The following is a 23,453-nucleotide window of genomic DNA, read 5'->3' as shown; positions in this document are numbered from 1 at the left end:
ACCGTCTCAACCACGCGCGTATCACCCCCGCTACTGCGCCGTCGCTATACACTCTTATGGAACAAATGCAAGGCGGAAGGGGCAAGCATCACAAACCGTTACGCGGTTAACCTCTGGTGTTGCCCCCTTGCAATCATCGTCAAAATCAACTCACACCAAGTCTCTCCTTATCCCTCCGGCGGGGCGGCCGAGCCGGAAATTGCCCTGCCTCGCCTTGACTTCGGAGCTGTAGGCAAGGCTCATGCAACATGGCGCCTGGGACGACGCCGTCCGGGCCCGACTGCGCAAGTCCGTGTGAGGTGCCATGCGATTCGAAGGCTCGGCGAGCTACGTTGCGACCAGGGATTTATCCGTCGCCGTCAACGCGGCCATCGCCCTGGAGCGACCGCTCCTCGTCAAGGGCGAGCCCGGAACGGGCAAGTCCGTGCTCGCCCACGAGGTCGCCAAGACCCTCGGCGCACCGCTGATCGAGTGGCATATCAAATCCACCACAAAAGCGCGTGAAGGCCTCTACGAGTACGATGCGGTCGCCCGCCTTCGGGACAGTCAGCTCGGCGACCCCCGCGTGTCGGACATCTCGAACTACATCCGGCGCGGCAAACTCTGGGAGTCGTTCGTGGCCGAGCAGCGGCCCGTGCTCCTCATCGACGAAATCGACAAGGCCGACATCGAGTTCCCGAACGATCTGCTCCTCGAGCTCGATCGCATGGAATTCGACGTGCTGGAGACCGGCGAGCACATCAGCGCCGTCCGCCGCCCGGTCGTCATCATCACGTCCAACAACGAGAAGGAACTGCCGGACGCCTTCCTGCGCCGCTGCTTCTTCCACTACATCAAGTTCCCGGACGCCGAGACGCTCGCCGCCATCGTCGAGGTCCACTTCCCGAACCTCAAGAAGGAGCTGCTGCGCGTCGCGCTGGAGAGCTTCTTCGCGCTGCGCGAGGTGCCGGGCCTGAAGAAGCGCCCGTCCACGTCCGAGCTGCTCGACTGGATCAAGCTCCTCGTCGTGGAGGATCTCGACCCCGAGGCGATCGCCGAGAAGAAGTCCGGCAACATCCTGCCGCCGCTGCACGGCGCGCTGATCAAGAACGAGCAGGACGTCCACCTGTTCGAGCGCCTCGCCTTCCTCGACCGGGCGCGTCGCTGATGCGCTATTTCATCATCATGCGCCATGCGAAGGCCGAGGCCGGCGAGAACAAGCTGGACTTCGACCGCTCGCTCGTCGAGCGCGGCTGGAACGAGGCGGACTCCACCGCCCGCCAGCTCGCCGAGCATGGCCTGACGCCCGACACCATCCTGTGCTCGGCCGCGCGCCGCACGCGCGACACGCTGTCGGCCGTGATGCCGCACGTGACCGGCGACTGCATCGTCCACCTGCGCCGCTCGCTCTACGAGGCGGACGTGACGGACCTGCGCGACGCGCTGCGCAAGGTGACCGGCCAGCGCGTCCTCGTGATCGGCCACAACCCGACCGTCCACGAGCTGGCGCTGGAATTCGCGGGACAGGACGGCGCCGCGCTCGCCCACGGCTTCCCGACGTCGACGGCGGCCGTCTTCACCCTCGGCTTCGGCCTCGACACCATCCGCTTCGACGGCCTGATCACCCCCTGACGCCGCCGCGCCGGGAGCGGCGGTCGCGGGCTCACGCCTCGTTCGCGGCCGCGCACTCGCAGACGTCGAACGTCTCCAGGTCCTGGATGTGGCGCGCGTCGTCGACGTCGTGCTCCTCCGCGAGCGCGTCGTAACGGGCGACGGCGTCGGCGAAGGTGCCGAAAGTCAGCGTCGTCCCTCGCACTGTCACCATGCCGTCGCGCTTCAGCCGGCGCAGCGCATCGTCGAGCTCGAAGTCCACGCCGACGCCGCACTGCTCCTCGATCGCCGCCTCGATCCGCCGCTTGTGACCCGAAAGCTCGCTCTCGTCGACGCTCTCCCCGGCGAGGAAATAGAGCGTGATGAGGTCCTCTTTCACGTCCTCCTCCTCGGCGCGGTCGAGGAGGAGAGTGAGGGCGGCGCGGTTGTTGGCGAGGTTGTGGAAGAAGAGCTTCTGCGCAAGCTCCATCTGGTAGCGCGTGCGCTGGTTGAAGAACCCCGCCACCTGCCGCGCCAGGATGCCGCCGAAGCCGACGAGCGCACCCACCGCCGCGATCGGGTTCGTCGCCGCGAACACCTTGCCGGTGGTGGAGACGATCCCGAACATCGTCCCGCTGCCGGCCGTCGCATAGAACTTCAGCTTGTCGAACGGGCGAAACTGGACGCGGCGCAGCGGGAAGAGGATCTGCAGGTCATGCTCCGGCATGTCCTTGAAGACCTTGATGTAGATGTTGTCCGTCGAAAGCCCGGACGGCAGCTGCCGGCGGCGCTTCGCCACCCGCTTGCGCGCCGTCTTCAGCGAGACGCGCTCTACCTCGGCGATCTCGGCCGCCCGCTCCTCGTCGGTCTTCAGCTTGAGGAGGATGAAGAGGCGCCGGTAGGCGCGGATGTTGTACGTGTACGACTTGAGGTAGGCCGTCTCCGGCCGGCGCACGTGATGCGGCTTCATGTAGACGTCGCGCACGTAGACCTGCAGCAGGTCGTACTCGTCGAGGTCCACCTCGATGCGGAGCGAGTAGCTCGACTGCTCGGAGAGGATGGCGTCGATCTCGTCCATCTCGAGCGCGGTATAGTTCGCCCGGGTGAGCAGGTGCCGCGTCAGGCCGGAGAGGTGGTCCTCCATCTCCTCGCGCACCGCCGGCTCGAACTGGAGGACGTTGACGGTGTCGTTGTCCGGGCTGAACGGCAGGTAGACGCGGCGCACCTCCGAGGCGAGGCGGCGGTAGTCGTGGTTGCGGTGCCGCTCCAGCCGCAGCGCCGCCATCGCAAAGGTCTCGCCGTCCTTCTCGCCCTCGATGTGGCGGCAGAGGTGCGCCATCACCGCCTGACGCGACAGCGGGATGAACCGGGAGGCGGCGATCGGCCTGTGCGGGCGCTCGTGCTCGGGCGGCAACGGGAAGCCGGCCAGCTCCCGCAGCAGGACCGACAGCGACTTCTGCCGCGCGGCCGTGGTCTCGCCCGAAGTTCTCGCGTCCATAGTCGTCCCGCGGCCCTACCGCCTCAGCGCGTCGATGGCAGCGTCGAGACCGGACAGCGTGAGCTCGAACATCCGCCCGTCCATGATGTCCATCAGCAGCTCGGTCGACTGCGTGTATTTCCATAGATCACCCCGGACCGGGTTGATCCACGCAGCCTTGGTAAAATGACCGAGAAGTCGCTGCAGCCAGATCGCCCCCGCCTCCGCGTTCCAGTGCTCCACCGAGCCGCCGGGGGCGACGATCTCGTACGGGCTCATCGCCGCGTCGCCCACGAAGATCAGCCGCGTATCCGGCGGAAAGCGGCGGATGATGTCGATCGTCGAGGTCACCTCCGTGCGGCGGCGCGCGTTGGAGGTCCACAGCCCCTCATAAACGCAATTGTGAAAGTAGAACTGCGTCAGCGAGTTGAATTCCGACTTCGCTGCCGAGAACAGCTCCTCGCAGACCTTCACGTGGTCGTCCATCGAGCCGCCGATGTCGAGCAGCAGGAGCACGCGGATGGCGTTCTGCCGCTCGCGCCGGGTGCGGACGTCGAGGAACCCCTCGCGCGCGGTCGCCTCGATGGTCTCGGGGAGGTCGAGCTCCTCCGCCGCGCCGGTGCGGGCGAGCTTCCTCAGCTTGCGCAGGGCGATGCGGATCGCGCGGGTGCCGATCTCGACGTCGCCGTCGAGGTCGCGGAACTCGCGCTTGTCCCAGACCTTCACCGCGCGGCGGTGGCGCCCGGGCCCGCCGATGCGCACGCCCTCCGGATTGTAGCCGCCGTGGCCGAACGGCGAGGTGCCGCCGGTCCCGATCCACTTGTTGCCGCCCTGGTGGCGCCCCTTCTGCTCCTCGAGGCGCTGGCGCAGCGTCTCCATCAGCTTCTCGAAGCCGCCGAGCGCCTCGATCTGGGCCTTCTCCTCCTCGGTGAAGACCCGGTCGGCGAGCGCGCGCAGCCACTCCTCGGGAAGCTCGGCGACGTCGACGCCGTCCGCCGCCTCCGACAGCGACTGCAGACCCTGGAAGACGCGGCCGAAGACGCGGTCGAACGCGTCGATCTTCGTCTCGTCCTTCACCAGGGTGGAGCGGGCGAGGTAGTAGAACGTCTCGATATCGTCGTCGGCGAGACCGCCCTGCATCGCTTCCAGAAGCGTCAGGTACTCGCGCAGGGACACGGGCACGCCTTCCTTGCGCAGGCCTTCGAACAACGGCGTGAACATCGCGACACTCCTTTGGGCCGACGGCCGTTATAGCATCGCGGCCGGCGCTGACGAGCCGCATCCGGCCGCGTCACCGCCACCCTTTCTACGTGCGATCGGCGACGACTGCGTCAACCTCGAATTCGACCAGCCACTCGGGGTTCACGAAGCGATCGACCGCCATGATCGTGTCGACCGGACGCACGTCGGCGAAATATTCCTTGCGCACGTCGATCACGGCCTTCCAGTCGTCGATGTTGGTCAGGATGACGCGGGTCCGCACGACGTCCTGCAGGCCGGATCCCGCCTGCTCCAGCGCGGCCTTGATGATTTCGAGGCATTGGCGCGCCTGCGCCGCCGCGTCGCCGACGCCCACCGTCCTGCCGCTCGCGTCCACGGGAGCCGTCCCGCCGATCGCGATGTACGGGCCGACGCGCACGGCTCGGCTGAACCCGACGATCGCCTCCATCGGATTGCCGTTCGAGATGAGTTCGCGTTCGTATCTCATGCCAGATCCTCGGAAAACTGCGCCCGAGGATAACATTATTATCTCTCAACCAAAGGCGGCACGTGTTGCCCGACCCGGCTACCTGTCGTCCTTCGGCGCGATCTTGGCGATCTCGGCCATGACGTCGTTGATGCGCGGGCGGCGCGTGCCGTGGAAGGGGAGCGGGCGCAGGACGTCGAGTGCCGCCAGCCCCAGCCGCGCCGTCATCAGTCCGTTGACGATGCCCTCGCCGAGGCGGGCGGAGAGCTTGGCCGCGATCCCCTTGCCGATCACTTCGCCGATCAGCGAGTCGGTCGCCGCCATCCCACCGGTCACGGCGAGGTGGGCGATGGCGTGGCGCAGGACGCGCAGGAAGCCGAGCGTACCCGGCCGCCCGCCGTAGATCATCGCGATCTGCCGCACCAGCGACAGCGCCGCGAAGACGACGTAGGCGATATCCACCAGCGCGCGCGGCGACAGGGCCGTCACCGCCGCCACCCGCCGCGCCGAGGCGACGATCTGCGTCGTCGCCTGCCGGTCGAGCGGGGACAGCACCTCGCGCTCGCCCAGTGCGATGAGGTCGCGCCCGTCGATCACCTCGCGCATGTGGCTCTTCAACGCCTTGCGTCCGCGGGCGGTGGCAGGGCGGTCGCCGTAGAGGTCGATGAGGTCGGCCAGGACGTCGCGCGCGTCGGCCGGGTCGTCGGTGGCGACCGCTTCGTCGGCGCGGCGCCTCAGGTTCTCGATCTGCTTGAGGTGCCGGATCGCCAGCCACTCGCGCAGCACCATGCCGAACAGCCCGACGACGACGAGCGCGGTCAGGACGGCGGCGAGCCAGCCGAGCGCCGGGATCCGCGCCAGGAGGTCCTCGACGAAGGCGTAGAGCGAGATGGACAGCGCCAGCGCGGCCAGTCCGGAGATGCCGACGGTGAAGACCGACAGCCAGCTCCAGCGGCGCCTGCGCCTGAGCGGCGCCGGCGTCACGACCGGGGCCGCGCGCGACTCCGGCTCGTTGATGGGGTCCGCCTCCCGCCGTCCCCGCCGGCCCGACCGCCGGCCGCCCGTCGGCGAGGCGGCCGCGGGTTCGGGCTCCGCCTCCCGCTCGGGCAGCGGCTCGAAGGCCTCGACCTCGGGCGCCTCCGGCTCGAACGCCTCGTCGTCGAACTCGACCTCGTCGATATCGAACACGATGGGGCGGCGCTTGTTCATTGGAGGCGGTCTCCGATGAGGTACTGGAGCACCCGGTCGAGCCGGATGTGCGGGAGCGACAACGTCACCTCGCCGGCCGTCTCGATCCTGCCCGGCCGGAATCGCAAGGTCGTCACACCGTACTCGTCCCGCGGCGTCTCGAACACCTCGCGCGGGTCGTCGGGCAGGTCGCCGGGGAAGAGCCCCACCTCCTTGCGCCCGTCGAACACGCGCTCGCCGATGCGCTCGCCCTCCATGGGCGTCCCGGCGATGGTGAGGAAGGTCTCGCCGCCGCGCGTCACGCTCGCCTCGCGCGTCGCCCGGACGGCGGCCATGGCGGCGACGTCCACCTCCGCGCCGGAGAACTCGGCCGTCTGCACCGCCTCCGCGACCAGATGCTTCAGGATGCGCTCCAGGCGGTCGTGGTCGGCGTGGTGGATGTGGTCGGCCTTGGTGGCGACGAAGAGGATCTTCTGGATGCGCCGGTCCACCAGCGCGCCGAGGAAGGAGAGCTTGCCGGTGCGGAAGCAGGACAGCACGCCGCGCAGCGCCCGCCGCAGCTCGTCGAGCGCCTGCGGCCCGCCGTTGAGCGCCGCCAGCACGTCGACGAGGACGATCTGCCGGTCGAGCCGGGCGAAGTGGTCCTTGAAGAAGGGCCGCACGACATGGGTTTTGTAGGACTCGTAGCGCCGCTCCATCATCGCCTGCAGCGAGCCCGGCGCGGCCTCGCTGGCGGTGATCGGCAGCGGCGCGAAGGTGAGCGCGGGGGACCCCTCCATGTCACCCGGCATCAGGAAGCGCCCGGGCGGCAGCGAGGCGAGCGCGTTGGGGTCGGCCCGCGCGTCCTTCAGGTACCGCGTGAAGGCCTCCGCGAGGGCCTGCGCCACCGCCTCGCTCGCGGGCGCGGAGGGGTCGACGCCCTGGAGCGCGGTGGTGAAGGGTGCCGCGTCGGCCGGGCGGCGGGCGGCCTCGTCCATCGCCTCGCGACACCAGGCCGCATAGTCGAGATGCATCAGCGGCAGGTCGAGGAGCCACTCGCCCGGATAGTCGACGAGGTCGAGGTGCAGCCGTCCGGAGCCGAATCGGCGCGTCAGCACCCGCGCGCTCTCGTACTCGATCGTCACGCGCAGCTGCGCGATCTTGCGTGTCGACGACGGCCACACACGTTCGTCCACCAGCGCGCGCACATGGTCCTCGTAGGGAAAGCGCGGCACTTCGTCGTCCGGCTGCGGCGCGAGACCGGCGCTGGAGAGCCGCCCCTCGGCATAGGGCGCGAACAGCGGCAGGCGGCCGCCGTGGACCAGATTATGCACCAGCGCGGCGAGAAACACCGTCTTGCCCGAGCGCGACAGCCCGGTGACGCCGAGGCGCAGTGTGGGCGAGAACGCCTCGCCCAGGCGCTCGCCGACGGCCCCCGCCGCCGTCATCGCCTCACCACCGATTCGCCGCCAACGCTCGCGCACGCTCGCCCCCTCGTTCTCCCCGGCTCCATTAGATCGCGAAACGGTTTATGAACACCCGGCCCAGCCATGCGCTCACGAAATTGCAGCCGGTGGCAACAAATCTGAACGCTCCCGCGTTCAGGTACGACTGGAACGCGAGACCTCGATGCCGTCGGCAGCCTTGATTTTCAACGCCTCCTCCGGGCGACACCTGGAACACCATGACGCCCTCGACACCACTGTCGCCGCGCTGGAGCGCGTCGGCATCACCGTCACGCCCATGCGGGGCGACCTCTCCGCGCAGCTGAAACAGAGCCGCGACGCCGAAGCTGACATCATCGTCGTCAGCGGCGGCGACGGCACGATCCGCGCGGCGATCGAGGCTCACCGCGGTGGCCGGCCGATCGGGATCCTCCCGGCTGGCACGATGAACCTCCTCGCCTACGACTTCGGCATTCCGGAGGACACGGAGGCGGCCGCCAGGGTCATCGCCGACGGCGTGACGCGCGACGTCGACTACGGACGCGTCGGCGACCGGGTCTTCATGCACACGCTGTTCACCGGGCTGCCGGTGCGCATCGGCGTCCACCGCGAGGCCCGCCGCGGCAGGATGCGCATCCTCGACCGCATCTGGCTCGCCGCGCACGCGCTGACGACACTGCCGCGCGATCCGAAGATGACGCTGAACGCCGCGACCGACGGCGGGGAGAAGGTCCTCACCGCGCCGTCCTTCGCCCTCCTCGTCGGAACCATCGGCGACTGGATGCTGCCACGACCGCGCCGCGTCTCCTTCGCGAACGGGCAGATGACGGTGTTCGCGATCCACCCCGAGACCGGCGCGGACGTCGCCCGGCTCCTCGTGCGCGGCGCCTTCGGCCAGCTCGCCAGCGACGAGCACGTCGACAAGGTCGTCGCCACCGGCGCCACCATCGCCGGCCCCCGCCGCCGCATGCATGCCATGCTGGACGGCGAAAGCACGCTGATCGCCTCACCCTGCACGGTTGAGATCGTCCGCGGGGAAATCAAAGTCTTCGCCCCCAAGGAGGAGCCGTGACGACAATCGCCCAGGTCTCTGACCTCCATTTCGGATCGGAAGACCCGGCCACGACGGAAACCCTCATCCACGAGCTCAACGTCGCCGAGCTCGACCTCGTGATTCTCTCCGGAGACCTCACCCTCGCCGCCCGCCACGACGAGTTCGAACGCGCCCGGGAGTTCATCGACCGCCTGAAGGCGCCCACGCTGGCGGTGCCGGGCAACCACGACGTCACCCCCTGGAACATTCCCGAGCGCCTGCTGCACCCGTGGCGGCGCTGGCGCCACTACATCGCCGAGGACCTCGAGCCGGCCTGGTTCGGGCCGGACGTCGCGGTGGTGGGGCTGAACACGGCGCGGCGGATGCGCCTGAAGCTCGACTGGTCGCACGGCAGCCTGTCGCGCGGGCAGATCCGGACCCTCGACGAGCGTTTCGTCGTGGCGCCCGACGGCGCCTTCCGGATCATCGTCGCCCACCACCCCTTCCTCGAGGAGGAGGGGGCGGACCTCGCCACGCGCCCGAAGGCGATCGTGCAGCGGGCGAAGAAGGCGCTGAAGGTGTTCGTGGACGAGCGCGTCGACCTCGTCACCGCCGGCCACCTCCACCGCACCTACGCCGCCGCGTTCGAGACGGCGCCGGCGACCTCGGCCGTAGTCGCCGAGGCCGGCGAGGCGGCGCACCGCGTGACGGTGATCCAGGCCGGAACCGCCCTCTCCTCCCGCACGCGCGGCGAGGCGAACGCCTTCAACCTGATCGAGATCGCCGACGGGCGCATGGAGGTCCGGGCCGTCACGTGGAGCGGCGTGAAGTGGGCGCGCAACCCGGATCCGCTGGTCGTGATCGAGCGCCCGTCGTCTGCCACCAAATAGTCCCGCCGGCGAGCGGCGCCGAAGGGCGTCAGAGGCTCGCCGTGATGCCGCCGTCGACGAACAGCGTGTGGCCGTTGACGAAGCTCGCCGCGTCCGAGGCGAGGAAGACGCATGCGCCGACGAGTTCCGGCAGGCGACCCCACCGCCCCTGCGGCGTGCGGCCGGCGAGCCACGCCGAGAACGCCGCGTCGGCGACGAGAGCCGCGTTGAGCGGCGTGTCGAAGTAGCCGGGCGCGATGGCGTTGATGTTGAGGCCATGGCGCGCCCAGTCCGTCGCCATCCCCTTGGTGAGGTTCGCCACCGCTCCCTTGGAGGCCGTGTAGGGCGCGATCCCCGGCCGCGCGAGCGCCGTCTGCACCGAGGCGATGTTGATGATCTTGCCCGCGCCGCGGCCGATCATGTGCCGCGCCACCGCCTGCCCGACGTTGAAGACGCTGGTGACGTTCGTCGCCATCAGCCGCTCGAACGCCTCGGCGGGAAACTCCTCGAGCGGGGCGCGGTGCTGCATCCCGGCGTTGTTGACGAGGATGTCGATCGCGCGGCCCCCGGCCTCGATCTCGTCGACGGCCGCGCGCACGGCGGCATGGTCGGTCGCGTCGAAGGCGACGGTGGCGACGTCCGCGCCTGCCCCGGCGAGGCGCGCGGCGGCGGCGGCGAGGCGCTCGACGTCGCGCCCGTTGAGGACGACCCGCGCGCCGGCAGCGGCGAGACCGGCCGCGAGGGCGTAGCCGATCCCCTGGCTCGACCCGGTGACGAGCGCGGTCCGGCCCACGAGCGAAAACGCCGCAAGTCCGTCTGGCAATTCGGTCATATTGTACTCCGCTCGGATCGATACTCTCATCTGGCGGTGGCGCGCCCATGAGTTGACGCACAAGCTTTACTGCACGGATCCTGAGATATCAGCGGCCTCGTGACGTCAGTCACAGCACTCTGCGGCAGGGCCCGGCATATGAAACGCACCGCCACAAGTTGGACCGGAGGCCGGATCGATGCATACGCTGATCGCCGCCACCGCTCGGGTTCGCACCGCCATTCGGCTCGCCCGCGCCGGCATTGCCGCGTCCGCGTTCCTCGCCATCTTCCTTGCGACGCCCGACCCTTCGGCGGCGCAGGTCGCCCTCTACTCGTCCGGAACGATCTACGACCTCGACCCGTCGCCGCGCGGGTTCGCCGCGCCGGCAGGATCGGACAGCATCACGCCCGTCCGCAAGCTCCACGAGCGCGACGTGCTCAGGATCACCGCCCGCGCCGTCGGCCGCCTGGCGGTCCAGCGTGAGGCGGGCGGGATCGCCTACTGCACCGCGAGCGTCGTCGCCACCGACCTCGTCCTGACGAGCCGTCAGTGCGCCGCGGATGCCCTCGCGGGGCTTTTGTGGATGGGCTACCTCACCCCCGGCGAACGCAGCGGCGTCGCGTCCTACCATGTCGAGCTGCCGGCGCTGGAGACGAGCGAGGTGCTCGACTACGCGATCCTGCGCGTCCACGGCAACGTCGGCGAGGACTGGGGGACGGTGCCGCTCCACCCGGAACGGCTCGAGGACCGCCCGCCGCTGTTCGCGGTCCATTATCCCGCGGGCGCCGAACAGTCGGTCACGCTCGACGGCTGCGGCCTTGCCGACACGCCCGCCGGCGACGGGACATTGCGGCACACCTGCGCCACCGCCGCAGGCTCGTCGGGCGCCCCGCTGTTCGACCTGACGACGCGCATGATGGTCGGCCTCCACACCGAGGCGGTCGAGGATGGCGGCACCGGCCGTTCGCTGGCCGCGATCGTCGCCGCGTCGCCGACACTGACGACCCTGCTGTCGGCCGGCGCCAGGCCGCGCGAGGATGCCGCCACCGCCGCGCCGGTCGCCGCGGCTTCTCCGGGCGGGAACCAGCGCGACACGCTCGCAGCCAAGACCTGGGAGAGCCTCAGCTCCTCGACGTCCGTGCGCGTGCTTGAGTTTTTCGCGGCACAGTACAGGGACACCGAGTACGCCGCCCTCGCCGAGGCGCGCATCGCGGAGCTCCAGCGCGCCGGGGAGGCCGCCGCGCCCTCGCCCGACGATACCGGGCCGGTCACCGCGGCGCAGGACATTGCGGCGGCCGGTACCGAAGCGGCCGCCACGGAGGCGGCGGTCGCCCTTTCCGCGCCAGGCGGCTCGCAGTCCTCCGGCCGCGACCCGGCGCTGGGTCAGGTCGCGGAGGCCAGCGAGGCGTCCTCTGACGCGGCGGCGCCGGACACGATCGCGATCACCGCGGCCGACGGCGAGGCGTCGGGGCTGCAGGTGGCATCCGTCGCCGAAGCCGGCGTGACCGACCTTGCCGCGGCGCAGGCGACCGCGACACCCGCCGCCGCGGCCGAAAGCTCTCCGGACGCCGTCCCGGGAGGGTCGGAGACCGCGGCGACCGGCGCCTTCAACGGGTGGAACACCTACAAGATCACCGACGCCACCGTCGGCGACACCTGCTACACGCTCGCCGCCCCGGAGCGGAAGCGGCCGGTTTGGGCGCCGCACGGCGGCGTCTGGTTCTTCGTCACCAACCGTGCGAGCACCGGCACCCGCCAGGTACCGACCTTCACCCTCGGCATCGACCTCAAGGCCGACGTGCCGGTCACCGCCACCGTCGACGCCCGCACGTTCGCGATGACCTCGCGCGGGGTCCATGCCTTCGTCGCCGATCCGGGCGAGTCGCAGGCGCTCGCCGCCGCGATGCGCACGGGAGAGACGCTGACCATTGACGCCACCACCGCCGAGGGCATCGCCTGGCACTACGCCTTCCCCCTCACCGACATCGCGGCGGCGATGGACTGGGTCGACGGCGCCTGCCCCTGAGGGCGGTCAGTCCGCGTTCCAGAGGGTGCCGTCCTCCTCCAGCCCGTCGCGCTGCGGGCGGACGACGCAGAAGCGGTGCCCGGTCGGCGCCTCCATCACCGTCCAGCGCGGGAACTCGGCCACGGGCCTGCCGCCGAGCGCGGTGATGCGCGCCACCTCTGCCGGGATGTCGTCCGTCTCGATGTCGAGGTGGACGCGGCTGTCGTGGTCGACCGCCTGCAGCAGCAGCTTGGGCAGGCCGTCCCCTCCCTCGAGGACCGCGTACTTGCCGTCCGGATCGATGGTCCCCGGCGCGCCGAGCGCGGCGGTCCAGAAGGCGAGCGCCTCGCTGAGATCCTCGGTCCTGCAGTCCACCACGATCGCCCCGAGCCGGCTTCTGTGCGCCATGTTCCACCCCTTGTCGTTGGCGGGCAGGATAGTCAGAACATTTATGGAACATCAAGCGCTATCGTGCAGCATTGGCGGTGCCTCAAGGTGCCACCGCCCGCTTCAGGAAGGTGCGGTCCTCACGCAGGATGAACCTCTCCGCCCGGGCGAACTCGTAGTTGCTCCGGCCGACCGGATCTGCGGCGAGGCGGGCGCGATAGGCCTCGTAGGCGGCGAGGCTCTCGATGTGGTAGATGCCGTAGGCCAGCGTCGTCGAGCCCTCGTGCGGCGCGAAGTAGCCGACGAGGTCGGCGCCGCAGCGCGGGATCGCCTCGGCCCAGGCCGCGCCGTAGCGGTGGAACGCGTCCCGCTTCGTCGGGTCGATATGGTAGCGGATCACGCATGTCAGCATGGCGGTCTCTCCCGTTGGCGAGACCACCGATAGTCGGTGACGAGGCGCCGAAGGTTCGGTCCCGGCCGAACCGTCGCCCGGTCACGCGGTGGCGCTGACCGCGCCCGGGTCGCCGCCCTGCGAGACCTTGATCTGCCGCAGCCGCACCAGCGCGGCGGGCACCACGGCCTCCTCCGGGATGGCGCAGACCCCGGTGCGCGTCATGGCGAGGCCCAGCCCGGGGTCCGACGTCAGCACCGCGAACGGCACCGCCAGGACGAGCCCGGCGACGACCGGCGCCGCGAACCAGATGAGGTTCGGCGCCGCCACCACGAACAGCGCCAGGAGGGCGATGCCGAAGACGGTCTGCGGCAGGAAGCTCGCCCAGGCCTCGCGCCACGTGACCTGCCGGACCGCCCGCGCCTGCGCCCGCCACTCGACCCGCTTGCCGAACATCAGCCCGAAGGCGAACACCGCGACGGCGAAGGCGACCGCGGGTGCCATCAGGGTGGACGCGACCAGCTCGAACGCGCCGCCAAGCGCCACGCGGAACCGCCCGCCGTAACGGCGCGACTGCGTCGGGCTGGCGAAAACGCCGAGGAGCCCCATGATCTTCGGCGCGAAGCACATGAAGAGGATGACGCCGACCAGCGCCAGCCCCCACCCCATCGGCACGCTCGCCCCGTTGGCCGCCACGGCGCCGGCGCCGAGCAGGATGAACACCATCCACGCCGGCGCGCCGACGTACATGAGGATCGCCAGCACGAGCTGCACGCGGCTCACGGGCTTCAGGCCGGGCATGCCGAGAAGCTGAAAGTACTGGAAATTGCCCTGGCACCAGCGCAGCTCGCGGCCGATGAAGTCCGGCAGCGTGGGCGGGTTCTCCTCCCAGCTCTCGCTCTCCTCGGCGATGACGCGGACGTGGTAGCCGGCGCGGCGCATCAGCACCGCCTCGACCTGGTCGTGGCTCATCACGTGACCGCCGAGCGGGCCGTCGCCGGGAAGCTCGGGCAGGCGGCAGTGGGCATGGAAGGGCGCCATGCGGATCAGCGCGTTGTGGCCCCAGTACGGACCGCAGTCGCCCGTCCACCAGACCGAGCCGGCGGTGTAGGCGCGCATGCCGTGGCGCATGCCGAACTGGAAGGTACGGGTGAAGACCGACGTCGACGGCGTGCCGATGGCGAGGGTCTGGAGGACGCCGAGGTGCGGTGCGGCCTGCATCGTTCGCACCAGGCGCAGCACCACCCGGGCGGACAGGAAGCTGTCCGCGTCGAGGGTCAGGAAGAAGTCGTAGTCGCCGGCGTGCGCGTCGCAGAAGTCCTCGATGTTGCCCGCCTTGAAGCCGCGATTGTCGGTGCGGCGGCGATAGTGGATGCGGTCGGGGCGGGTTGCGCCGTGGCGCCAGTGGGCCATCTCGTCCGCCTCGGCGGCGGCGATCGCCGGGTCGTTCGTGTCCGACAGGACATGGATGTCGAAGTGCTCCGCCTCGCCGGAGCTTTCGAGGTCGTCCAGCATGAGCCGCAGCCGGCCGATCGCCTCCGCCGGCGCCTCGTTGCGCAGGGTCATGACGATGGCGGTGCGGGTGACGATGGGCGTTCCGGCCGCGTCATCGAGGGCCAGCGGATCGCCGGGGCGCGGCCCCCGCGCAATGACGGCGGTGCCGATGACGGCGTTCCAGAAGCCGATCGACAGCCACGGCAGGGTCAGGACGTACGCGCCCCACATCAGCCCCTCGACGGTGCCGACGCCGTCGGCCGCGAGCAGCGCCAGCATCGCCCCGGCGAGACCGGCGATCGTCGCAATATTGAGCGCGGCAAAGATGATCCGGCGACCGGCAAGTCGTCGCGGCAGCTCCGATGCCGGCGAAATGGTCGCAGGGGCCGTGGTCGGTGTCGTCATCTCAGCCATCGGTCCTATTGGCCTTTACCTCTAGCGCCACTCTTACTGGTTGAACCGCATGTGCGGCCGAAAACGCCACTCGACAACACCGGCAGGTCAGTTCTATCGACGGGGCGATATGGACAAATCATTCCCCACGTCCAGCATGGTGCGACATGCGACAGCACTGTGGTGCGAGTCGCCCGGTCGCTATGCGCTGCAGCCTGCCCCCCTCCCGCCGCTCGAGGCGGGCGAGGTGCGCGTCGCCGCGACGCACTCGGCCGTCAGCCGCGGCACCGAGCGCCTCGTTCTGGAGGGCCGGGTGCCGGAATCGGAGGCCGAGCGCATGCGCTGCCCCAACCAGGAGGGCGCCTTCCCCTTTCCGGTGAAGTACGGCTACGCGCTGGTGGGCGAGATCGTCGACGGCCCGGCCGAACGCCTCGGCGAGCGCGTCTTCGTGCTCCATCCGCACCAGACCCATCTGACGGTCCCTCAAGCCTCGGCCATCCCGTTGCCCCTCGCGGTGCCACCGCGTCGCGCCACATTGGGCGCAAATATGGAGACGGCGCTCAATGTCGTATGGGACAGCGGGGCCGCTCCCGGGGATCAAATCCTCGTCATTGGTGCCGGCGTGGTGGGCCTCCTCGTCGCACGTCTCCTCGCCCGCATCCCCGCGACGACGGTCACGGTGATCGACCGCGACGTCGCCAAGCGGCCCTTTGCGGAGGCGATGGGCGCGGCCTTCGCCGAGACGGCGTCGGGCGAGGTCGACGTCGCCATCAACGCCAGCGGCAGCGGCGCGGCCCTCGCCGCGGCGATCGACGCGGTCGGCCTGGAGGGCCGCATCGTCGAGGCGAGCTGGGTCGGCGAAGGGACGACGGCGATCCCCCTCGGCGGCGCCTTCCACTCGCGGCGGTTGTCGCTGGTCTCGTCGCAGGTCGGCAAGGTTCCGGCGAACCGCGCGGCGCGGTGGTCGAACGCCCGCCGGCTCGATACCGCCCTGGGGTTGCTGGACGACCCGGCGCTGGACGTGCTTCTGACCCACCGCATTGCATTCGCCGACGCGCCCGACCGCCTCCCCGGCCTGCTCCAGGATGACGGACCGCTCGCGATCACGCTCGACTACGCCCCGGAGTAGACCATGTACGCCCTCGAAGTCCGCGATCACATCATGATCGCCCACAGCCTGCCGGGCCCGGCGTTCGGCCCCGCGCAGAACATGCACGGCGCGACCTTCGTGGTGGACGCGACCTTTTTCACCGAGACGCTCGGCCCGAACGACATCGTGATCGACATCGGCCTCGCGACCGAGACGCTGAAGGAGGTGCTCGCGCCCCTCAACTACGCCAACCTCGACGAGCTGCCGGACTTCAAGTCCACACGCTCGACGACCGAGGTCCTGTGCCGCTGGATCTTCGACCGCCTCGCCGCCGCGGCCAAGGACGGCACCCTCGGCGACGACGGGCGCAACGTCGCGCGGATCCGCGTGACGCTGAACGAGTCGCACATCGCCAAGGCGTGGTACGAGGCCAAAATCTAGGATGCGCATCGCGTTCGCCATCCCGGGCGACATCGACGCGCCCTCGGGAGGCTACCGCTACGACCGCCGCATGCTGGCCGAGCTGCGGGCGCTCGGCCACGAGGTGACCCACCTCGTCCTGCCGGGGAGCTTCCCCGACCCCTCCGCGTCCGACATCGACGAGACGATCGCCGCGCTTCGGGCCGCCGACGCGGACGTGCTGCTGGTGGACGGCCTCGCCTACTCGGTCCTCCCCGCGAGCGCGCTGCGGCAGGTCAAGGCGCCGCTCGTCGCGCTGGTGCATCACCCGCTGGCGCTCGAGACCGGCCTCTCCGAGGCGGACGCCACGCGCTATGGCGCCGCCGAGCGGTCGGCGCTGACCGTCGCGACCCGCGTCGTGGTGACGAGCCCGCCGACGGCCGACACGCTGGTGTCCGACTTCGCCGTCCCGCGCGAGGCGATCACCGTCGCGGTCCCCGGCCTCGACCCGCGCTGGCAGCAGCCGCGGACCCCCGTGACACCGCCGAAGATCGTCGCGGTCGGATCGCTCATCGCGCGCAAGGGCCACGACGTTCTCCTCGACGCCCTGAGCCGGATCATGGACATTCCCTGGGAAGGGGTCATTATCGGCTCGAACGCCTGGGATCCCGAGACGGCAGCCGGGATCGAGGCCATGGCCGCACCCATGGCGGACAGGCTGACGTTGACCGGCGCCCTCCACGAGGACGACATCCGCCAGCACTACGCCGGGTCGACCCTGTTCACGCTGGCCACGCGCTATGAGGGATTTGGTATGGTCTTTCTCGAAGCGATGGCGTCGGGACTTCCGATCGTCGCGACGCGTGGCGGCGCCGTGCCCTCCGTCGTCCCGCCCGAGGCGGGGGTGCTGGTGGACGTCGACGATCCCGTCGCGCTCGCCGACGCGCTGCGCCGTGTCCTGACGGACGAGACCCTCGCCGCCCGGCTGTCCGACGGCGCGCGCGCCGCCGCGAAGGACGCCGCCACCTGGGAGATGTCCGCCGCTGCGATCGCGGATTGCCTGTCCGGCGCCGTGGGCGCGGCATGACGTTCTCCGCGGCATGGCTCGCCATGCGCAGCGGCGCGGACCGGCGCGCCCGTTCGCCGCTGGTGACGCACTTCGCCAAGCTGACCGACACGCTGCGCCGCCCGCTGCGGGTGATCGACCTCGGCTCCGGCACCGGCGCCACCGTTCGCGAGCTCTTCCCGCACATACGCCCGCCGCAGGACTGGACCCTTGTCGACGCTGACGCCGATCTGCTGCAGGTCGCCCAGAAGAACCTCCAGCACTACCAGGGACTCCGGGTCGCCACCCACCACGCGGACCTGACGGTCGATCCGCTCTGGTCCGAGCCACCCGACGCGGTCACCGCCTCCGCCCTCTTCGACCTCACCTCGCAGGCCTTCCTGGACCGGCTGGCGGAGGCGCTGGCGCGGCACCGGATCCCGCTTCTGGCGATGCTGACCTTTGACGGGCGGCTGCGCGTCGAGCCGGAGCATCCGTTCGACGGCGCGATGATCGACGCCTTCAATGCGCACCAGCGCGGCATGAAGTCCTTCGGCCGCGCGCTCGGCCCGGACGCCGCCGGCGCCCTGACCGATACGCTGCAGTCCGTCGGCGCCACGGTCGAGGTGGCCGACAGCCCCTGGACCCTCACGGCGCCCCTCGACGCCGACCTCATGAACGCCAAGCTGGACGGCTGGGCGGAGACGGCGCTGGAGATCATGCCCGATCGGGCCGGCGAGATCCGCGCGTGGCGCGAGGCCCGGCGGGACGCGAGCGCGATCTTCGTCGGCCACAGCGATCATCTCGCGACGTTCTGACCACCCCTCAGGTCGCAGTCGAACAGCACGTCGCCGCCGGGCAGCGTCTCGGTGGCGACGACCGGCCGGATCGCTCCGTCGAGCCGGTCGATGGGCGGCAGCGCGATACCGGTCGGTCCCGAGCCGATGATCATCGGCGCGACGAGGACGGCGATGCGGTCGATCGCCCCGGCCGCGATGAACAGGCTCACCGTCGTCGCCCCGCCCTCCACCAGCACGCGATTCAGTCCCCGCTCGGCGAGCGCCGCCAGCACGGCGGCGGGCGCCAGCGGCGCGTCGGCCGGGATCGTCTCGACTCCGGGTGGGTCGTCGGCCAGCGGCGCGCCGAAAACGATGCGCCGGCGGCCGTCGTCGGCGAGGAGCTTGAGCCGGGCCCCCGCCGAGCGGCGCCGGTCGATGAGGACGCGGGCCGGGCTCGGCCCGTCGACGTGCCGGACGGTCAGTTGCGGGTCGTCAGCCCGCGCGGTCCCGGCGCCGATCAGCACCGCGTCGACCTCGGCGCGCAGGCGGTGCAGCAACGTGATCGCCTCGGGCCCGTTGATGTAGTGGGAGTGGCCGGACGGGGTCGCGATGCGTCCGTCCAGGGACTGGCCGAGCTGCGCCACGACGAGCGGGGCGCCGGCCGCCGCCGCCTCCCGCAGCGCTTCGATTATGCGCATGCGGCCGGTCAGCGTCCGGGCCACATGCGCATGAAGACGCCGTCGCGCTTGATGACCAGGTGGAAGAGGGCCGCGCCGATGTGGAGCGCGGCGAAGAAGATCAGGACAAACGCGCCGACCACGTGCCATCCGGCGACGACCTCGTAGGCCTGCTTGTCAGGCGCGGTGAGCGCGGGCAGCGAGAACCAGTCGAAGATCTGCAGCGCCGGGAACATCGACACCGCCGTCCAGCCGAGGAGCGGCATGACGATCAGGAGCGCGTAGAGCGCCCAGTGCGTTGCCGCCGCGACGACGCGCTGCGCTACCGGCAGGCGCGGCCGCATCGGCGGAATTCCGCGGATCAGGCGGTTGACCAGCCGCAGGGCCGTCAGCCACAAGATCGTGAACCCGACAAGCTTATGACTCGAATAGAGCCCGTTCGTCAGAGCGTCCCAGATATCGAGCTGGTTGCCCCGGTACGTCATGGTAAATCCCGTCACCAGCATGAAGAGGACGGCCAGAACCGTAAGCCAGTGGAATATTTTGGCGACGGAGGAGTACGAGCCGCGCTCCATTGTTGCCTCTTTCTCTCCGGTCGTGGTCGTCATGCTGGAGCTCCGTGCGACGGTTGGTCACCGGGCTGGTCGGGCCCGTCATTCAACCCCAAACTAGTACAGCACGTAGTTGTTGGCAGGGCGCGTCGTGGTCGTATTGTGCTGGCCAACACGAAACCGCACGCCGTCCGAACGATTATGAGGGTGGCAACAGCGTGCTGGTGGGAGATTTGATCCGAATGCCTCTGTCGGAATCCATGTCATTCGCAGCGCTCAATCTCGTCGCTGTGACGCCGGTGGAGATTCGCCGCCAGATCGCGCTTTGCGTCGCGTTCGAGCCGCTCGGCGTGTCGATGGGCGACGCGCCGCATCTGGCGATCCTGTACAGCCGCCGGAACTGGCTGGAGGAGTACGACCTCGCCGCGGCCGTGGAGCGGGAGTTCCGCGGCGCAAAGGGGGTGCTGACGCGCATCCATTCCGAATGCCTGCTGGGCGACGCGTTCGGGTCGTCGATGTGCGACTGCGGCAGCCAGATGCGCGTCGCGATGGAGGAGATGGCCGAGAACCGCGAGGGCGTCTTCATCTATCTGCGGCAGGAGGGGCGCGGGATCGGCATGCGCGCCAAGCTGGAGTGCCTGGCGCTCCAGTACGGCTACGTGGACGGCAAGCGGGTGGAGCGGCGGCATACGTCCGACGAGGCCAACCTCGCCCTCGGCCACGACGTCGACGAGCGCTCGTTCAACATCGCCGGCAAGCTCATCAAGGCTCTCAGCATCGGGTCGGTGCAGCTCGTGACCGGCAACCCGCGCAAGATCGCCGATCTCGAGGCCGAGGGCGTCAAGATCGCCTCGACGAAGGACCTCCACCAGGGGACGATGTCCGCCCGCGCGGCCGAGGAGTTCGCCGAGAAGATCGCACGCGGCTACATCTACGACCGCTGAGGCGGCGAGCCCCCTGACGGGGCGACCGGCCGCCGGAGCCGGTCAGCGCCGTGCCGAGACCATCAGCATCATCGGCCGCTCCAGCTCGTCGGCGAGTTCCGGAGCGGCTGCGACCTGCTCCGTGGTCGGGGCGAACTCCTCCACCGCCGTCAGGGTGAAGCCTGCGCGGATCAGCGTGTTGAGGGTCGTCGCCAGGGTCCGGTGTTGCTTCGCGACGCCGGGCGCGAACCAGTCCGTCCGCCGCACGCCCTCGAGGGCGTACCCGTTGACCGGCCACGTCCGGCGTCCGCCGGCGCCGGCGATCCAGTCCGGGCGATCGGCCGCCATGTAGATCGGGTGCTCGATCGTGAAGACCAGCACGCCGCCGGGGCTCAGGGCGCGATGGATCGTGCCGGCGAGCCGGGCGAAGTCCGCGATGTAGTGGAACGCGAGCGCGCTGAAGGCGAGGTCGTACGTGGCCTCCCGAAGGATCAGTGTCTCGAGGTCGGCCACCTCGTAGACGATGGCAGGGTCGTCGGTGGTCGCCCGCGCCCGGGCGATCATGTTCCGCGACAGGTCGATGCCGAGGACGGACGCCGCCCCCTCCCCCCGCAGGTAGCGCGACACCCAGCCGAAGCCGCAGCCGAGGTCGACGACGCGCTTGCCGCGGACGTCCGGCAGCATGGCACGAAGGGCCGGCCACTCCGGCGCCCCGTCGAGGCCGTGGACCTGCCGCGGGAGCTGACTGTATCCGGCGAAGAAAGCCGGGTCGTCGTAGATATTCTGCGCCACGGCTTCCCCCATCCCGTCCAGGAACGCGAACGCGGACGGGACCCGGAGGCCCCGCCCGCGTCGCAATAACACGATGTCCGAATGGCCGGCCCGCCCCGCCGGTTCCACGCGTGATCCGGGAGGGGCGGGTCCGCCGCTACGTCCGGTCCGTTTCCGGGATGATGCCGCGCGGGGCGAAGCGCAGGACGACGAGGAGCAGGACGCCCATCACCACGTGGCGCATCTGGGCCGCGTTCTGCAGGAGGTGCCGGCGGATCTCGGAATCCTCGCCGAGGGCGATCGTCGTCCAGTCGATGAGCCACGTGCCGACGGGCTCGGCCTCCACCCATGCGAACCACACGAGGAAGGCACCGACGGTCGCGCCCCAGTTGTTGCCCGCGCCGCCGACGATCACCATCACCCAGACGAGGAAGGTGAAGCGCAGCGGCTGGTAGGTCGAGGGCGTGAACTGGCCGTCGAGCGTCGTCAGCATCGCACCGGCGATGCCGATGATCCCCGACCCGACGATGAACACGAGGAGGTGCAGCCGCTTGACGTCCTTGCCCATGGCGTTCGCGGCCACCTCGTTGTCACGCACCGCGCGCATCGTCCGCCCCCAGGGCGAGGCGAGCGCGCGTTCGGCGAGCCAGAGGATCAGCCCGAGAACCACGGCGAAGAGGCCGACGTATGCGAGCTTCACGACGACCGACGAGAGCGGGATCGGCGCCATGCCGAGCGTCGAAGCGAGGTCCCGGAACCACTCGGTGGTGCGCATGTCCACCTCGTAGGGCACCGGGCGCGGCAGGCCGACGACGTTCTTCACGCCGCGCGCGAGCCAGTCCTCGTTCATCAGGACGGCGATGATGATCTCGGAGACGCCGAGGGTGGCGATGGCGAGGTAGTCGGCCCGCAGGCCCAGCGCGATCTTGCCGATCACGAACGCCGCGCCGGCGGCAAGCAGCCCACCGACGACCCACGCGAGGAGCACCGGCAGCCCCAGGCCGCCGAGGAAACCCTGCAGCGCGGGGTTCACGCCCTCGATCGCCGCCGTCGACGGGCCGAGCACCGTCGTCGCGCCCCAGAGGCCGGCGAGGACGAGCACCGTGGTCACGAGCGCCCGCGCGGCCCGCCCGGTGACCAGCGTGCGGGCGGCGAGGGTCACCGCCGCCGTCGCGCAGAGGATGAAGATGCCGAAGAGGACGCCCGGCCCGCCGAGGTCCCACGCCTCGTCCACCGTCGGCACCGCGACGAGGACGACCGCGAGGCCGCCGAGCGCGGTGAAGCCCATGACGCCGAAGTTGACGAGGCCGGCGTAGCCCCACTGCACGTTCACGCCGAGCGCCATGATCGCCGAGACCAGGCACATGTTCATGATCGTCAGCGCGACGGTCCAGCTCTGCAGGAAGCCCGTCATGGCAACGAGCACGAAGAACACCACGAACGGCAGCACCGTGCGGGCGCGACTGTTCCGGGTCATGCCGATCTCCTGTTGAACAGGCCCGTCGGCCGGATGAGCAGCGTGATCACGAGGATCACGAACGCGACGGCGAACTTGTACTCGGTGCCCAGGAGCTGGGCGAGGCCGTCCGGCAGCCAGTCGTCCGGCAGGAGATGGCCGAGGAAGCGCTTGTAGGCGTAGGTGGTCAGCACCTCGGCGAAGGCGATGACGTAGCCGCCGACGATGGCGCCCACGGGCGAGCCTAGTCCGCCGACGATCGCCGCGGCGAAGATCGGCAGCAGCAGCTCCTGGAAGACGAAGGGCTTGTAGCTCTTGTCGAGCCCGTAGAGGACGCCGGCGATCACCGCGAGCGTCGCCGAGAGCGTCCAGGCGATGGTCACCACGCGGCCCGCGTCGATGCCCGACAGGGTGGCGAGGTCCTCGTTGTCGGCGTAGGCGCGCATGGACTTGCCGGTGCGCGTCTTCTGCAGGAACAGGAACAGCGCCACCACGCAGACCAGTGCCGTCACCAGCGTGACGAGCTGGGTGGTCTTCAGCGCCAGACCCTCGTCGAGACCCGTCGCGTCGCGGAAGTCCCGCACGGAGAAGACGAAGCGGGCGCCGTCGGTGAAGATCTGGTCGTTGGGTCCGATGATGAAGCGGATGAGGCCCGCCGTCACGAACATCACGCCGACGGAGGCGATGAGGAAGATCACCTGCTCCGACCGCTTCTCGCGGTAATAGGCGTACACCAGCCGGTCCGTCAGCAGCACCAGCGCCACCGTGAAGACGATGCCCACCGGGAGCGCGAGGAGCGCCGTCGGCAGCGGGTCGATGGAGACGCCCCAGGACTGCAGCGCCCAGGTGAAGAAGATCGTCACCATCGCGCCGATAGACATCGTCTCGCCGTGGGCGAAGTTGGAGAAGCGCAGCACCGCGAAGATGAGCGTGACGCCGAGCGCCCCGAGCGCCAGCTGCGAGCCGTAGGCGAGGCCCGGCACGAGCGCGAAGTTCGCGAGGAGGACGATGGCGTTGAGGAAGCCTTCCAT

At 70.1% G+C, this 23,453-nt stretch carries 24 protein-coding genes; 10 read left to right on the top strand and 14 right to left on the bottom strand.

Going from position 1 to position 23,453, the window contains the following annotated elements:
* Positions 1–304 precede the first annotated feature (304 nt).
* On the top strand, positions 305–1,147 hold the full coding sequence (locus DLJ53_RS06315) for an AAA family ATPase (protein WP_111343239.1): 843 nt from the start codon (positions 305–307) through the stop codon (positions 1,145–1,147).
* Entirely contained in the window at positions 1,147–1,611 is a 465-nt protein-coding gene (locus DLJ53_RS06310) for a SixA phosphatase family protein (RefSeq protein ID WP_111343237.1), read from the top strand. The genes DLJ53_RS06315 and DLJ53_RS06310 overlap by 1 nt, the downstream gene beginning before the upstream one ends.
* Before the next feature lie 31 nt (positions 1,612–1,642).
* Here DLJ53_RS06310 and DLJ53_RS06305 read toward each other — a convergent pair whose 3' ends face one another.
* The 5 genes from DLJ53_RS06305 to DLJ53_RS06285 form a co-directional block, all read right to left on the bottom strand.
* On the bottom strand, positions 1,643–3,067 hold the full coding sequence (locus tag DLJ53_RS06305) for a DUF3754 domain-containing protein (RefSeq protein WP_111343236.1): 1,425 nt from the start codon (positions 3,065–3,067) through the stop codon (positions 1,643–1,645).
* A 15-nt stretch (positions 3,068–3,082) separates the two neighbouring features.
* Entirely contained in the window at positions 3,083–4,267 is a 1,185-nt protein-coding gene (locus DLJ53_RS06300) for a vWA domain-containing protein (RefSeq protein WP_111343234.1), read from the bottom strand.
* Between the two features lie 85 nt (positions 4,268–4,352).
* Positions 4,353–4,754 (bottom strand): RidA family protein, encoded by a 402-nt coding sequence (locus DLJ53_RS06295; RefSeq protein WP_111343232.1) that lies wholly within the window; start codon positions 4,752–4,754, stop codon positions 4,353–4,355.
* A 78-nt stretch (positions 4,755–4,832) separates the two neighbouring features.
* Positions 4,833–5,942, bottom strand: a complete 1,110-nt coding sequence (locus DLJ53_RS06290; protein WP_111343231.1) for a YcjF family protein — start codon at positions 5,940–5,942, stop codon at positions 4,833–4,835.
* Complete coding sequence (locus DLJ53_RS06285; RefSeq protein ID WP_111343229.1) at positions 5,939–7,348, bottom strand: YcjX family GTP-binding protein; 1,410 nt, start codon at positions 7,346–7,348, stop codon at positions 5,939–5,941. Before DLJ53_RS06285 ends, DLJ53_RS06290 begins: the two co-directional genes overlap by 4 nt.
* 181 nt (positions 7,349–7,529) lie before the next feature.
* Between DLJ53_RS06285 and DLJ53_RS06280 the strand changes: the two genes are divergently transcribed.
* Together DLJ53_RS06280 and DLJ53_RS06275 are read left to right on the top strand one after the other, a co-directional pair.
* The gene (locus DLJ53_RS06280; protein ID WP_111343228.1) at positions 7,530–8,417 is read left to right on the top strand and encodes a diacylglycerol/lipid kinase family protein; all 888 of its coding nucleotides are present in this window, start codon (positions 7,530–7,532) and stop codon (positions 8,415–8,417) included.
* Positions 8,414–9,268: a metallophosphoesterase family protein gene (locus DLJ53_RS06275; protein WP_111343226.1), complete on the top strand. Its 855-nt coding sequence runs from the start codon at positions 8,414–8,416 to the stop codon at positions 9,266–9,268. Before DLJ53_RS06280 ends, DLJ53_RS06275 begins: the two co-directional genes overlap by 4 nt.
* A 28-nt stretch (positions 9,269–9,296) precedes the next feature.
* Here DLJ53_RS06275 and DLJ53_RS06270 read toward each other — a convergent pair whose 3' ends face one another.
* The gene (locus tag DLJ53_RS06270; RefSeq protein ID WP_111343224.1) at positions 9,297–10,079 is read right to left on the bottom strand and encodes an SDR family oxidoreductase; all 783 of its coding nucleotides are present in this window, start codon (positions 10,077–10,079) and stop codon (positions 9,297–9,299) included.
* A gap of 178 nt (positions 10,080–10,257) precedes the next feature.
* Between DLJ53_RS06270 and DLJ53_RS06265 the strand changes: the two genes are divergently transcribed.
* Positions 10,258–12,087, top strand: coding sequence for a trypsin-like serine peptidase (locus DLJ53_RS06265; protein WP_111343223.1), 1,830 nt, complete (start codon positions 10,258–10,260; stop codon positions 12,085–12,087).
* A gap of 6 nt (positions 12,088–12,093) precedes the next feature.
* On the opposite strand, the gene DLJ53_RS06260 is transcribed toward DLJ53_RS06265, so the two are convergent.
* The 3 genes from DLJ53_RS06260 to mdoH form a co-directional block, all read right to left on the bottom strand.
* A complete protein-coding gene (locus DLJ53_RS06260) occupies positions 12,094–12,474 on the bottom strand; it encodes a VOC family protein (protein ID WP_111343221.1) in 381 nt (126 codons plus the stop codon).
* Positions 12,475–12,556: 82 nt separating this feature from the next.
* Complete coding sequence (locus tag DLJ53_RS06255; protein ID WP_111343219.1) at positions 12,557–12,865, bottom strand: NIPSNAP family protein; 309 nt, start codon at positions 12,863–12,865, stop codon at positions 12,557–12,559.
* A gap of 81 nt (positions 12,866–12,946) precedes the next feature.
* On the bottom strand, positions 12,947–14,743 hold the full coding sequence (gene mdoH / locus DLJ53_RS06250) for a glucans biosynthesis glucosyltransferase MdoH (RefSeq protein WP_162408944.1): 1,797 nt from the start codon (positions 14,741–14,743) through the stop codon (positions 12,947–12,949).
* Between the two features lie 118 nt (positions 14,744–14,861).
* Between mdoH and DLJ53_RS06245 the strand changes: the two genes are divergently transcribed.
* Genes DLJ53_RS06245 through DLJ53_RS06230 form a run of 4 tightly spaced genes read left to right on the top strand, consistent with a single transcriptional unit; the run spans position 14,862 to position 18,083 of the window.
* Positions 14,862–15,860, top strand: coding sequence for a zinc-dependent alcohol dehydrogenase (locus DLJ53_RS06245; RefSeq protein WP_202913012.1), 999 nt, complete (start codon positions 14,862–14,864; stop codon positions 15,858–15,860).
* 3 nt (positions 15,861–15,863) lie between these two features.
* On the top strand, positions 15,864–16,262 hold the full coding sequence (locus DLJ53_RS06240; protein ID WP_111343214.1) for a 6-pyruvoyl trahydropterin synthase family protein: 399 nt from the start codon (positions 15,864–15,866) through the stop codon (positions 16,260–16,262).
* A 1-nt stretch (position 16,263) separates the two neighbouring features.
* Entirely contained in the window at positions 16,264–17,307 is a 1,044-nt protein-coding gene (locus DLJ53_RS06235) for a glycosyltransferase family 4 protein (RefSeq protein ID WP_111343213.1), read from the top strand.
* Complete coding sequence (locus DLJ53_RS06230; protein WP_111343211.1) at positions 17,304–18,083, top strand: class I SAM-dependent methyltransferase; 780 nt, start codon at positions 17,304–17,306, stop codon at positions 18,081–18,083. Before DLJ53_RS06235 ends, DLJ53_RS06230 begins: the two co-directional genes overlap by 4 nt.
* On the opposite strand, the gene DLJ53_RS06225 is transcribed toward DLJ53_RS06230, so the two are convergent.
* Both DLJ53_RS06225 and DLJ53_RS35730 read right to left on the bottom strand, forming a co-directional pair.
* Positions 18,065–18,742, bottom strand: a complete 678-nt coding sequence (locus DLJ53_RS06225; protein WP_111344145.1) for a RibD family protein — start codon at positions 18,740–18,742, stop codon at positions 18,065–18,067. The genes DLJ53_RS06230 and DLJ53_RS06225 overlap by 19 nt on opposite strands.
* A gap of 8 nt (positions 18,743–18,750) precedes the next feature.
* Positions 18,751–19,329 (bottom strand): cytochrome b, encoded by a 579-nt coding sequence (locus tag DLJ53_RS35730; protein ID WP_111343209.1) that lies wholly within the window; start codon positions 19,327–19,329, stop codon positions 18,751–18,753.
* Between the two features lie 203 nt (positions 19,330–19,532).
* Between DLJ53_RS35730 and DLJ53_RS06215 the strand changes: the two genes are divergently transcribed.
* Positions 19,533–20,216, top strand: coding sequence for a GTP cyclohydrolase II (locus tag DLJ53_RS06215; protein WP_162408942.1), 684 nt, complete (start codon positions 19,533–19,535; stop codon positions 20,214–20,216).
* Between the two features lie 42 nt (positions 20,217–20,258).
* On the opposite strand, the gene DLJ53_RS06210 is transcribed toward DLJ53_RS06215, so the two are convergent.
* The 3 genes from DLJ53_RS06210 to DLJ53_RS06200 form a co-directional block, all read right to left on the bottom strand.
* Positions 20,259–20,987, bottom strand: coding sequence for a class I SAM-dependent methyltransferase (locus DLJ53_RS06210; protein WP_111344143.1), 729 nt, complete (start codon positions 20,985–20,987; stop codon positions 20,259–20,261).
* A 136-nt stretch (positions 20,988–21,123) separates the two neighbouring features.
* Positions 21,124–22,443: a branched-chain amino acid ABC transporter permease gene (locus tag DLJ53_RS06205; RefSeq protein ID WP_111343206.1), complete on the bottom strand. Its 1,320-nt coding sequence runs from the start codon at positions 22,441–22,443 to the stop codon at positions 21,124–21,126.
* Complete coding sequence (locus DLJ53_RS06200) at positions 22,440–23,453, bottom strand: branched-chain amino acid ABC transporter permease (protein WP_111343204.1); 1,014 nt, start codon at positions 23,451–23,453, stop codon at positions 22,440–22,442. Before DLJ53_RS06200 ends, DLJ53_RS06205 begins: the two co-directional genes overlap by 4 nt.

The sequence above is a fragment of the Acuticoccus sediminis genome (genome assembly GCF_003258595.1).
In the GTDB taxonomy this organism is placed as follows: domain Bacteria; phylum Pseudomonadota; class Alphaproteobacteria; order Rhizobiales; family Amorphaceae; genus Acuticoccus; species Acuticoccus sediminis.
This window is presented reverse-complemented; position numbering and strand designations above follow the sequence as displayed.